This window comes from Aminobacter sp. Y103A (assembly GCF_030294925.1).
In the GTDB taxonomy this organism is placed as follows: Bacteria; Pseudomonadota; Alphaproteobacteria; order Rhizobiales; family Rhizobiaceae; genus Aminobacter; species Aminobacter ciceronei.
This window is the reverse complement of sequence record NZ_AP017986.1, coordinates 224,105-235,943: the sequence shown is the minus strand read 5'-3', so window position 1 is coordinate 235,943 and position 11,839 is coordinate 224,105. Positions and strand designations below refer to the sequence as shown.

Here is an 11,839-nt window from a genome sequence, read left to right as displayed (position 1 = left end):
AACAAAACCCCGCCGAAATTCGACGGGGTTTGTCAGCAGTCTGAGCCCGCCGGATGGCGGGCTTTTTGCTGTTGCCTGGTTGAATCGACGATCAGGCCTTGACGTGCTTCGCTGCCTCGTCGAGCGACCTCTCGACGGCGTCGAAGATGTCGTCGACCTGCTTGTCGTTGATGATCAGCGGCGGGCAGAAGGCAAGCGCGTCACCCATGTTGCGGGAGATGATGCCATTCTGCTGCAGCAGGCCGTTGACCAGGCCGCCAAGTGCGCCAGCGGAGCCCCATGGCGCCTTGGTTGCCTTGTCGGCGACCAGCTCCATGGCGCCGATGAGGGCGACACCGCGGACCTCGCCGACGAGATCGTGCGCGGCGATTTTCGCCAGGCGCTTCTGCATGTGGGCGCCGACCTCGCGGGCGTTGGCGACCAGATTGCGTTCTTCGATGATCTTGAGATTTTCGAGCGCAACGGCGGCGGCGACCGGATGACCGCCGGCGGTGAAGCCGTGACCGAAGGTGCCGATGCGGTTGCTTTCGTCGGCGATCGGCTCGAACACCTTGTCGTTGATCATCAGCGCCGAGATCGGCAGATAGGACGACGAGATCTGCTTGGACATGACCATGATGTCGGGCTGCATGGCGTAGGTTTCTGAGCCGAACATGTTACCGGTGCGGCCGAAGCCGCAGATGACTTCGTCGGCGACGAGCAGGATGTCGTACTTCTTGAGAACGACCTGGATCTTCTCCCAATAGCCGGCCGGCGGGACGACGACGCCGCCGGCACCCATGACCGGCTCGCCGAACATGGCGGCGATGGTTTCGGGGCCCTCGGCGAGGATCAGCTTTTCCAGATCGTCGGCGAGACGGGTCGAGAACTGCTGCTCGGTCTCGCCAGGCAGCGCCTCACGCCAGTGGTGTGGCGACGATGTGTGCAGCACATTGGCGATCGGCAGGTCGAAGGACAGATGGTTGTTGGGCAGGCCGGTGAGGCTGGCGGAAGCGATGGTGACGCCGTGATATGCACGCTTGCGCGAGATTATCTTCTTGCGCTCGGGCTGGCCGAGCGCATTGGAGCGAAACCAGATCATCTTCATGGCCGTGTCATTGGCCTCGGATCCGGAATTGGTGAAGAACGCCTTGCTCATCGGCACCGGCGCCATCGTCACCAGCTTCTCGGCGAGGTCGATCAGCGGCGAGTGCCCTTTATGGGTGAAGCTGTGGTAGTAGGGCAGCTTGGCCATCTGCTTCGTTGCGGCATCGACGAGGCGCTTCTCGGAGAAGCCGACGCCGACGCTCCACAGTCCCGACATCGCCTCGATGTAGCGCTTGCCCGAGATGTCCTCGACATAGATGCCGTCGCCCTTTTCGATGATCAGCGGGCCGACCTCCTGGTGGCGGCGGGCATTGGTGTAGGCGTGCATGTGGAATTTCTTGTCGCGCGCCTCGGGCGAATTCGGCTGGCTGTCCATTGTCGTTCCTCACTGGATGAAGCGTCGCCGGCAGGGCGACGATGTCGATGATCTTGCGTTCGCGGTCAGCGACCGCTTGCAAAATCCGTAAATTGTTGTTTGATGCATCATGTTTTTCGTGTGGACCAATGTCAAGGGCCAGAGAAGCGGCACGGGCAGGCCAGATAAGGCCAGGGTGCCGCAGCTGCCCAGTACCGACAAAGGGGCACGCGACCTGACCCCGGCGCCATGCGAGCCCGGACAATGAGCAGCTGAGCGAAGGAAACCGATGACCGAAGGCTTCGCCTTGCAGATGGTTGAGCACGACAATCTCGGCGAGATTGTCTACGGCCAGCTGTCCGACGCGCTGATCAAGGGACGCTTCGCGCCCGACGCGCGCCTGACCATCCGCGACCTGGCGCAGTCGCTGGGTACGTCGGTGACACCGGTGCGCGATGCCATACTGCGCCTGATCCAGGACGAGGCGCTGGTGCAGAAGTCGGCGCGCGAAGTACGCGTGCCTGTCATGACGCTGGAGCGTTATCTCGAAATCCGTCAGATCAGGATGAAGCTGGAGGGGCTTGCCGCGCGCGAGACAGCGCTGAAGGCCGAGGCCAGGGACATCGAGCGGCTGCGCGAACTCGTCACGCGCAACGAGCAGGCCATTGCCGCGGCGGACTGGCCGGCGGCGCTGGAACTGAACCAGACCTTCCATTTTGCGCTGGCCGAGATCGCCGGCATGACCGTGCTGCGCGGCATCCTCAACCGGCTGTGGCTGCAGATGGGGCCGATGATCGCGGCGTCCTACCAGCATGGCGGGCGGGCGATGATCGACTATCACCACATGATCCTGTTAGCCATCGAGGCCCGCGACGCCGACCGGGCCGAGCGCGCCATCGTCGACGACATCCGCGGCGCAAGCTCGGCCATCATCGAGCAGCTCGCGGCGCTGAAGCCGACCGGGAGTGCCGGCTGACCATGGAGACGGTCGACTGCATCATCGCCGGCGCCGGCGTCATTGGTCTCGCCGTGGCGCGGGAACTCAGCCGGCGCGGCATGGAGACGATCGTCGTCGAAGCGGCTGATGCCATCGGCACCGAAACCAGTTCGCGCAACTCGGAAGTGATCCACGCCGGCATCTACTATCCCGAGGGCAGCCTGAAGGCCGAGCTCTGCGTCAAAGGCCGCGACATGCTCTACGCCTATGCCGCAGAGCGCGGCGTTCCGCACAAGCGCTGCGGCAAGCTGATCGTGGCAACGCTGCCGGAGCAGGTGCCGACGTTGAAAGGCATCATCAACAAGGCTCGGGCCAACGGCGTCGACGACCTCGTGCTGCTCGACGCCACCGAAGCGCAAGCGATGGAGCCGTCTCTTGCCTGCCACGCCGCCGTGCTGTCGCCATCGACCGGCATCGTCGACAGCCATGCACTGATGCTGTCACTGCTCGGTGAGTCCGAGGAGCATGGCGCCTTTCTCAGCCTCAACACCGAGATCGTTTCCGGTCGTATCGAAGCGGGCCGTTTCGTGCTGCAGACACTGGACAGCTCGAGCGGCGCAGGTTTCGAGATCGCAGCACGGCATGTCGTCAACGCCGCCGGTCTTGGCGCGAACAGGCTCGCCGCATCGCTGGCGGGGCTCTCCCCGAAATTCGTGCCCGCGCTGCTTTATGCCCGGGGCAATTATTTCTCGGTGTCAGGCAAGCCGGCGTTTTCACGGCTGATCTATCCGGTGCCTGAACCGGGCGGGCTCGGCGTGCATCTGACGCTCGACCTCAATGGCGGCATGCGCTTCGGCCCCGATGTCGAGTGGATCGAGACCAAGGACTACACGGTCGATCCGCGACGGGCCGACCACTTCTATGGCGAGATCCGGAAATATTGGCCCGGCCTCGCCGACGACAGCCTGAGTGCGACCTACTGCGGCATCCGCCCCAAACTTGTCGGGCCCGGCGAGCCGGCTGCCGATTTCGTCATCCAAGGCCCGGAGGTCCACGGCGTCAGTGGACTGGTCAATCTGTTCGGCATCGAAAGCCCGGGGCTGACCTCGTCGCTGGCAATCGCAGAACTGGTGGCACGGAAGCTGAAGCGAACCTATGTCTAGCGCACCATTCGAGGCGTGACCCGCCGCCCGGCGACGCCTGCCCCATCTTCATCCGCTCACGAACGACCCAGCAAGGACACAGCATGTACCCCGAAGTGAAATTGTTCATCGATGGCAAATGGACGGCGGCCGAAGGCGGCAGGACCATCGACGTCTACAACCCCGCCACCAACGAGGTGATCGGCAAGGTCGCCTCGGCCGGCAAGGGCGACCTCGACCGGGCACTCGCCGCCGCCGAGCGCGGCTTCAAGATCTGGCGCAAGGTGTCGCCCTACGACCGATCCAAGGTGCTGCGCCGCGCCGCCGACATCTTACGCGAACGCGCCGATGCGATCGCGACACTGCTGACGCAGGAACAGGGCAAGCCGGTCGGCGAAGCCAAGATGGAAGTGCTCTCCTCAGCCGACCTGTTCGACTGGTTCGCCGAGGAAGGCCGCCGCACCTATGGCCGCGTCATTCCGGCCCGTGCGCCCGGCATCCAGCAGATCGTCGTCAAGGAGCCGGTCGGTCCGGTTGCAGCGTTCACGCCTTGGAACTTCCCGATTTCGCAGGCGGCGCGCAAGATCGGCGCAGCCCTTGCCACCGGCTGCTCGATCATCGTCAAGCCGCCGGAAGAGACGCCCGCGTCGCCGGCCTGCCTTGCCGACGTGTTCAGGGATGCCGGCCTGCCCGACGGCGTGCTCAACCTCGTCTATGGCAACCCGCCCGAAATCTCCGGCTACCTCGTGCCGCATCCGGTCATCCGCAAGGTGTCGTTCACCGGCTCTGTACCGGTCGGCAAGCATCTGGCGGCGCTGGCCGGCACCCACATGAAGCGCGCGACGATGGAGCTTGGCGGCCATGCACCGGCGATGGTGTTCGACGACGCCGATGTCGACGCAGCCGCAGCGACGCTCGCCGCGTCGAAGTTCCGAAATGGCGGCCAGGTCTGCGTGTCGCCGACGCGCTTCCTGATCCAGGAAGGCGCCTACGACCGCTTCCTCGGCAAGTTCGTCGAGCATGCCAAGGGCGTGAAGGTCGGCGACGGCCTGGAGGCCAGCAGCCGCATGGGCCCGCTGGTCAATGAACGCCGGCTGGAAGCGGTCGAAAAGCTGATCACCGAGGCGGTGGCCGACGGCGCCAGACTCGAGACTGGCGGCAAGCGCATCGGCAACAAGGGCTCCTATTTCGAGCCGACGGTGCTGTCGGGCGTGCGCACCGACATGCGCATCATGAACGAGGAGCCCTTCGGCCCGGTGGCGCTGGTGATGCCGTTCAGGACCTTCGAGGACGTCGTCACCGAGGCCAACCGCCTGCCCTACGGCCTCGCGGCCTATGCCTTCACCAAGTCGAACAAGACGGTCACCGACCTCGGCGCCGAGATCGAAACCGGCATGCTGACGATCAACCATCTCGGCCTGGCATTGCCCGAAACGCCGTTCGGCGGCGTCAAGGACAGCGGTTACGGTTCGGAAGGCGGCACCGAAGCGCTCGAAGCCTATCTGGTCACCAAATTCGTGACCCAGTCAGCCGTCTGACACTGACAACAAAGCCGGCGTACCACCAGGGCGCCGGCTTTTCTTCAAGACGTCTTCGGCCGTTTCGACTGCAGGATGTTGCGGATCGAGAAGCTCGAATGGATCCGGGCGAGGCCCGGCAGCGCTGACAGGATCTCCTTGTGCACGCGCTCGAAATCGCCGGCACTGGCCACTTCGACACGCAGGAAATAGTCGGAATCGCCGGTCATCAGGTAGCACTCCTTGATCTCGGGGTAGCGCCGCACCGCGAGCTCGAAGCGGTTGAAATACTCCTCGGTCTGCCGCTCCAGCGTGATCTGGACGATGACGGCGATGCCCTCGTCGGCCGCGGCATTGCCGATGATCGCGGTGTAGCCCCTGATGACCCCTTCCTGCTCCAGCAACTGCACCCGTCTGAGACAGGCTGATGGCGACAGGCCAACCTCGGCCGCGAGGCTGGCATTGCTGACGCGCGCATTGGCGCGCAATGCCCGGATGATGCCGCGGTCGATGGCGTCCAGAGAGGGCATCGCTGTTCCTTTCAACAACGCTTCGAAAATTGCACAGATTACGCACAGTTCGCATGATCATCATCACATTGGCAAGATTTTCGCCGATCATTGCGATATTCTTTGGCGAAGGTGAGGACAATTTCCTGATATGACAATGGGCGTGCAAAGCGACATTGAGAGCCGTGCGGCATGCGGCGTGCTGACCATCGATCTCGACGCTCTGGTCGAGAACTATCGGCAGCTGAGCCAGCGCAACGCGCCTGAAAGGACCGCGGCGGTGGTCAAGGCCGATGCCTATGGGCTCGGCGTGGCCGAGGTTGCCCCGGTTCTATACGCCGCCGGGTGCCGCGACTTCTTCGTCGCCCATTTCATCGAAGCGGTCAGGCTGAAGCCGCATCTCACTGCTGACGCACGCATCCTGGTGCTCAACGGTCTGATGCCGGGCAGCGAGGCCGATTGCGCCGACCTCGGCGTGGTGCCGGTGCTGAACTCGCTCGAACAGGTCGCCAACTGGTCGGCCACATCAAGGGCGCGCAACGTGACGTTGCCGGCAGCACTCCAGGCCGACACCGGCATGTCGCGGCTCGGGCTCGAGCCGCAGGAGCTGGAAACTCTGATCGCCGAACCACACCGGCTCGACGGTATCCACATCGACATCGTGATGAGCCATCTCGCCTGCGGCGACGAGCCGGCGCATGATGCCAACGCCCGCCAGCTCGGACGCATGCGGGACGTGCGCGCACGCTTCCCCGATGCCAAGCTGTCCTTTGCCAATTCCGCCGGCATCTTCCTGGGCGACGATTTTCATGGCGATCTCGCCCGCCCGGGCATAGCGCTCTATGGCGGCGCGCCGCTCGGCGAGGGCGTCAATCCGATGCAGCAGGTGGTCCGCCTCGACGTCGGCGTCGTCCAGACCCGCACCGTGACGGCGGGTGCCGAGGTGGGCTATGGGGCAAGCTTCGTCGCCAGGTCCGAAATGCGGCTCGCCACCATCGCCGCAGGTTATGCCGACGGCCTGCCGCGCCATCTCAGCAATTCAGGCGCTGCCTGGTTCGGTGACGTGCGCCTGCCGATCGTCGGGCGCGTGTCGATGGACAGCATCATTCTCGACGTCACCGGCTTGCCGACCGGAACATTGAAGCTTGGCGACATGGTCGAACTGATCGGCCCGCACCAGACGCTCGAAATGATCGCGTCGGATGCCGGCACCATTTCCTACGAAATCCTGACCAGCCTGGGCCGGCGCTACAGACGCCGCTACCTCAGCCCGGCAGCGCGCTAAACCACAGGGGCAATCATGCGCATAGTCATTCTCGGTGCCGGTGTCATCGGCGTCACCTCCGCCTACTACCTGGCCAAGCAGGGTCACAAGGTGACCGTGCTCGACCGCCAGGCCGGTCCGGCGCTGGAAACCAGCTTTGCCAATGCCGGCGAAATCTCGCCCGGCTATGCCTCGCCCTGGGCCGCTCCCGGCATTCCGCAAAAGGCGATGAAGTGGCTGTTCATGAAGCACGCGCCGCTGATCATCCAGCCGATGCTCGACGTCTCGACCTGGCGCTGGGTGACGGCAATGCTGCGCAACTGCACCTCGGCCCGCTACGCGCTCAACAAGAGCCGCATGGTCCGCCTCGCCGAATACAGCCGCGACCAGCTGATTGCGCTGCGCGACGATACCGGCATCCAGTATGACCACCGCACGCAGGGCACGCTGCAGCTGTTCCGCTACCAGAAGCAGCTCGACGGCATGGCCAAGGACATCGAGGTGCTGCAGAGCGACGGCGTGCCTTACGAAGTGCTCGATCCCGCCGGCTGCGTCGGTGCCGAACCGGGCCTGGCGCCGGTGCGCGAGAAGATCGCCGGCGGCCTGCGCCTGCCGAATGACGAGACCGGCGACTGCTTCAAGTTCACCAACGAGCTGGCCAAACTCGCGGAACAGCTCGGCGTCGAGTTCCGCTACAATGTGAAGCTGGAAAGCCTGCGCCAGGAAGGCAAGCGCATCGTCGCCGTCCGCACCTCGGAAGGCGATGTCGAGGCCGACATGTTCGTCGGCGCACTCGGCAGCTTCACGCCGTCCTTCGTCAAGCCGCTGGGCCTCCGGGTCCCGGTCTATCCGGTCAAGGGCTATTCGATCACCGTGCCTATCGTCGACGAGAGCAAGGCGCCGGTGTCGACGATCATGGACGATACCTACAAGATCGCCATTACCCGCCTCGGCGACCGTATCCGCGTCGGCGGCATGGCCGAGATCGCCGGCTTCAACACCGACCTGTCGCCGTCGCGCAAGGCAACGCTGCAGTTCTCGGTCGAGGACCTGTTCGGCGGCGCCGCCGACCAGAGCCGCGCCACCTTCTGGAGCGGGCTGAGGCCGATGACGCCGGATGGCACGCCGGTCATCGGACGCACCAAGTTCGACAACTTCTACCTCAACACCGGCCACGGCACGCTGGGCTGGACCATGGCCTGCGGTTCGGGCCGGGTGCTGGCCGACATGATCGGCGGCGTCCGTCCCGAGATCGACGTCTCCGACCTCGCTCTGTCGCGCTACGCCTGAAAACATCAGCTGTCGCGCGGGCGCCAGGCCGTGCCTGCGTTTTCCGATGCTACGACCCTCGTCGCCCAGCTGACTGTCTTGTCGCAATAGGTCGCCCTCCGACCTCGGAGGCGGCCTATTGTGCATCGCATTGTCCGCAAGGCTTTGAAACCATTGCAAAGATGACCCTGCCGACCAGTTGACCACGACCGTCAACAACACTCATCTCGACGCGGCATCCAGCATCGCCAGACGCCTCGTATCAGTTGCCCACGACCGGTGCCCGGTCAGTCGCTCCTGAACTGTCCTGACATTCGCGATTGACAGCCGCAACTGGCCATGCACAAATTGGTCTGACCATTGTACCATTTGAAGGCCGCGACGTGCTCGACCTGCCTCCCCTCCAAGCCACTGCGCGCGATGATGCAGTCCTCAACGTGCTGGCAGACTTCGTCATCCACGAAGAGCTCAAGCCCGGCGACCGGTTGCCGACCGAGCGCGTCCTGTCGCAGCGGCTGAAGGTCAGCCGCACCACCGTGCGCGAGGCGCTGACGCGCTGGGAAGGACTTGGCTTGGTGGAACGCCGCCAGGGCAGCGGCACCTATCTCAAGGCGGCGGTATCGCGCGACATGCTGCATCTGCCGCTGACATTTGCCTCGGGCAACGACTTCGAAAGCCTGATGCACACGCTGGAAATCCGCCGTGGCCTCGAGGCCGAAGCCGCCGCCCTGTGCGCCCTGCGCGCCGGTCCGGCCGAAGTCGAGATCATCCGCCAGAAGCTCGAGGTCATGGAAGAAGCCTTCCACAGCCGCGCCGGCATGTCCTCGGACGAAGACTGGGATTTCCATCAGGCGATCTACCGCGTGTCGGGCAATCCGCTGTTCGAACAGATCATCTCGGCAATGCATGAGCTGTTCCACCGTTTCTGGGAGCATCCGCTGGGCGTCCGCGATTTCGGCCACGCCAGCTTTCCCTATCACCGCACGGTCTACGAGCGGATTGCGGCTGGCGACGCCGAAGGAGCGCGCGGCGAAGCGCTGAAACTGATCGCCACCGTCGAGGCCGACCTACGCCGCGGCGACGCCAATCTCAAACGTGCGGGATACAAATGAACAGCGAGTTCGAGCGCGATTTCATAGCCGAGGCGGCGACCTTGCTGGCCCATGACGAGCCGTTCCCCGGCGGCGCTGTGGTTCCGCCGATCTACCAGACATCGCTGTTCACTTTCGACAGCTATGCCGAGATGGCGGACGTGTTTGCCGGGCGCAGCACCAAGCCGATCTATTCGCGCGGCAACAACCCGACGGTCATGGAATTCGAGAGCAAGATCGCCGCCCTTGAAGGGGCCGACGCGGCGCGCGGATTTTCCAGCGGCATGGCGGCAATCAGCTCGACCGTGCTTGCCTTTGTCGGCGCGGGTCAGCGCATCGTCGCCATCCGCAACTGCTACGGCGACGCCTACCGCCTGTTCGAGCGGCTGTTGCCGCATCTCGGCATCAAGGTCGATTATGTCGACGGCTCCGACCCGGACGCGGTGAAGGCAGCACTGCCGGGCGCGGCGATGCTCTATCTCGAAAGCCCGACCTCGATGATGTTCGAGCTGCAGGACCTCGAGGTATTGACGGCACTCGCCAAGGCGCAAGGCATCGTCACCGTCATCGACAATTCGTGGGCGACGCCGCTGTTCCAGAAGCCGATCCTGCACGGCGTCGACGTGGTCATGCATTCGGCATCGAAATATCTCGGCGGCCACAGCGACACGGTTGCCGGCGTCGTCGCCGGCTCGGCCGAGCACATTCGCCGCATCAACGAGCGCACCTATCCCTATCTCGGCGCCAAGCTGTCGCCTTTCGAGGCGTGGCTCTTGCTGCGCGGACTGCGCACGCTGCCTTTGCGCCTGCCGCACCACATGAAGAGCGCGCTGACGATTGCCGAACGGCTGAAGGGCCACGGCCATGTCGAGCGCGTCAACCACCCCGCCTTCTCCAACCATCCGGGCAAGAAGACGCTCACTGGCTATTCCGGCCTGTTCTCCTTCGAGGTGACCGACGACATCGACGTGCCTGCCTTCACCGACGCGCTGAAACTGTTCCGCATCGGCGTCAGCTGGGGCGGTCACGAAAGCCTCGTGGTGCCGGCGCTCGCCTCGCTGCAGCAGACGCCGGATGCCAATTCGATCGGCCGGTTCGGGGTCAGCCCGCGAACCATCAGGCTGAATATCGGGCTGGAAAACGTGGAGGATCTCTGGGCCGACGTCAGTCGGGCCTTCGAGAGTGCAACAAGAAAATAACTTCAAGATCCAAGAATGGGAGTGACTGGAATGAAGAAGTACGGAGTGTTGTTCGCGGCGGCCATGGGCCTCGCATTGTCGGCGGGGTCGGCGCTCGCCGACTCGACAATCAAGATGGTGGAGGTCATCACCAGCCCGCCGCGCACCGAATTCCTGAAAAAGCAGATCGCCGAATTCGAGACCGCCAATCCGGGCATCAAGGTCGAGCTCGTCTCGCTGCCCTGGGGTCAGGCCTTCGAAAAATTCCTGACCATGGTCCAGGCCGGCGACACGCCCGACATCGTCGAGATGCCCGAGCGCTGGCTCGGCCTCTACGGCACCAACGGCCAGCTCGAGGATCTCACGCCCTACATGGCCAAGTGGGGTGACGCCGCAACGCTCGGCGACCGCGCCAAGCAGTTCGGTTCCGTCGTCGACGGCAAGCAGTACATGCTTCCCTACGGCTACTACCTGCGCGCCATGTTCTGGAACAAGAAGCTGTTCAAGGAAGCCGGCCTCGACCATGCGCCGACGACGCTCGACGAGTTCATGGACGCCAACAAGAAGATCTCAGCCATTCCAGGCAAGTATGGCTACTGCATGCGCGGCGGCCCCGGCGGCTTCAACGGCGTGCAGATGTTCATGAACATCGCCAACGGCAAGGGCGGCTACTTCAACGAGGACGGCACCTCGACCATCAACGAGGAAGGCTCGGTCAAGGGCCTGCAGATGCTGGCCGACATCTACAAGGAAGGCTACGCGCCCAAGGACAGCGTCAGCTGGGGCTTCAACGAGATCGTCACCGGCTTCTACTCCGGCACGTGCGCCATGCTCGACCAGGACCCGGACGCGCTGATCGGCATCGCCGAAAAGATGAAGGCGGAAGACTTCGCCGTGGCCCCGATGCCGGCCGGTCCGTCTGGAAAATCCTATCCGACGCTCGGCTATGCCGGGTGGTCGATGTTCGCCAGTTCCAAGGTCAAGGACGACGCCTGGAAGCTGATGTCGACGCTGCTTTCGCCGGCAAACAATATCGGCTGGGCCAAGGAAGTCGGCGTGCTGCCGATCCACAACAGCGCCGCCGACGATCCGCACTTCAAGACCGAGCAGTTCAAGGGCTGGTTCGAGGAGCTGAACAATCCCGACAAGTTCGAGTTCGTGACGCCGCCGGTGCATCTCGAAAACCTCGGCAACTTCTATGACCAGGTCTCGGTCAAGAATGTCCAGGAGGTGCTCCTCGGCCAGCGCACGGCCAAGGACATCGCCGACGAGTGGGCTGCGTTCCTGACCAAGGAACAGCAGGACTGGATGGCCAAAAACAAGAAGTAACGGCCATGGCGGGGCAGCGATGTCCCGCCAACCCTGCCCTGTCGCCAGGGCTCCTTTGCTGCCCCCTCGCGACCGCGTTTCGCGGTCATGCCGGCATCGCCGCCAAGCCCTTTCTCCCCTTGGAGACGAGGTCGCGCGCGAGGGGGCGATCTTTTCGCCATG

10 protein-coding genes are annotated in these 11,839 nt (G+C 64.1%); 8 read left to right on the top strand and 2 right to left on the bottom strand.

What is annotated here, in order from left to right; all coding sequences use genetic code 11:
- Positions 1–91: 91 nt before the first annotated feature.
- Positions 92–1,462 carry an aspartate aminotransferase family protein gene (locus Amn_RS01145; RefSeq protein ID WP_067955449.1) on the bottom strand — a complete coding sequence of 457 codons (1,371 nt, stop codon included), beginning with the start codon at positions 1,460–1,462 and terminating at the stop codon, positions 92–94.
- A 268-nt stretch (positions 1,463–1,730) separates the two neighbouring features.
- On the opposite strand from Amn_RS01145, the gene Amn_RS01140 reads away from it, so the two are divergent.
- From Amn_RS01140 to Amn_RS01130, 3 genes are all read left to right on the top strand, one after another.
- Positions 1,731–2,417, top strand: coding sequence for a GntR family transcriptional regulator (locus Amn_RS01140; RefSeq protein WP_067955451.1), 687 nt, complete (start codon positions 1,731–1,733; stop codon positions 2,415–2,417).
- A gap of 2 nt (positions 2,418–2,419) precedes the next feature.
- Complete coding sequence (locus tag Amn_RS01135; protein ID WP_067955452.1) at positions 2,420–3,541, top strand: NAD(P)/FAD-dependent oxidoreductase; 1,122 nt, start codon at positions 2,420–2,422, stop codon at positions 3,539–3,541.
- 83 nt (positions 3,542–3,624) lie between these two features.
- Positions 3,625–5,058: an NAD-dependent succinate-semialdehyde dehydrogenase gene (locus tag Amn_RS01130; protein WP_067955453.1), complete on the top strand. Its 1,434-nt coding sequence runs from the start codon at positions 3,625–3,627 to the stop codon at positions 5,056–5,058.
- Between the two features lie 44 nt (positions 5,059–5,102).
- Here the strand turns inward: Amn_RS01130 and Amn_RS01125 are convergent, their stop codons facing one another.
- Positions 5,103–5,567: an Lrp/AsnC family transcriptional regulator gene (locus tag Amn_RS01125; RefSeq protein ID WP_067955455.1), complete on the bottom strand. Its 465-nt coding sequence runs from the start codon at positions 5,565–5,567 to the stop codon at positions 5,103–5,105.
- A 130-nt stretch (positions 5,568–5,697) separates the two neighbouring features.
- Here Amn_RS01125 and alr point away from each other — a divergent pair, with 130 nt between their 5' ends.
- From alr to Amn_RS01100, 5 genes are all read left to right on the top strand, one after another.
- Positions 5,698–6,831 (top strand): alanine racemase, encoded by a 1,134-nt coding sequence (gene alr, locus Amn_RS01120; protein ID WP_067955456.1) that lies wholly within the window; start codon positions 5,698–5,700, stop codon positions 6,829–6,831.
- 15 nt (positions 6,832–6,846) lie between these two features.
- Complete coding sequence (locus Amn_RS01115) at positions 6,847–8,100, top strand: D-amino acid dehydrogenase (RefSeq protein ID WP_154387173.1); 1,254 nt, start codon at positions 6,847–6,849, stop codon at positions 8,098–8,100.
- A 362-nt stretch (positions 8,101–8,462) separates the two neighbouring features.
- Positions 8,463–9,191 carry a FadR/GntR family transcriptional regulator gene (locus Amn_RS01110; RefSeq protein WP_067965845.1) on the top strand — a complete coding sequence of 243 codons (729 nt, stop codon included), beginning with the start codon at positions 8,463–8,465 and terminating at the stop codon, positions 9,189–9,191.
- Positions 9,188–10,369 (top strand): PLP-dependent transferase, encoded by a 1,182-nt coding sequence (locus Amn_RS01105; RefSeq protein WP_067955459.1) that lies wholly within the window; start codon positions 9,188–9,190, stop codon positions 10,367–10,369. Before Amn_RS01110 ends, Amn_RS01105 begins: the two co-directional genes overlap by 4 nt.
- A gap of 30 nt (positions 10,370–10,399) precedes the next feature.
- The gene (locus Amn_RS01100; protein WP_067955461.1) at positions 10,400–11,677 is read left to right on the top strand and encodes an ABC transporter substrate-binding protein; all 1,278 of its coding nucleotides are present in this window, start codon (positions 10,400–10,402) and stop codon (positions 11,675–11,677) included.
- The last annotated feature ends 162 nt before the right edge of the window (positions 11,678–11,839 follow it).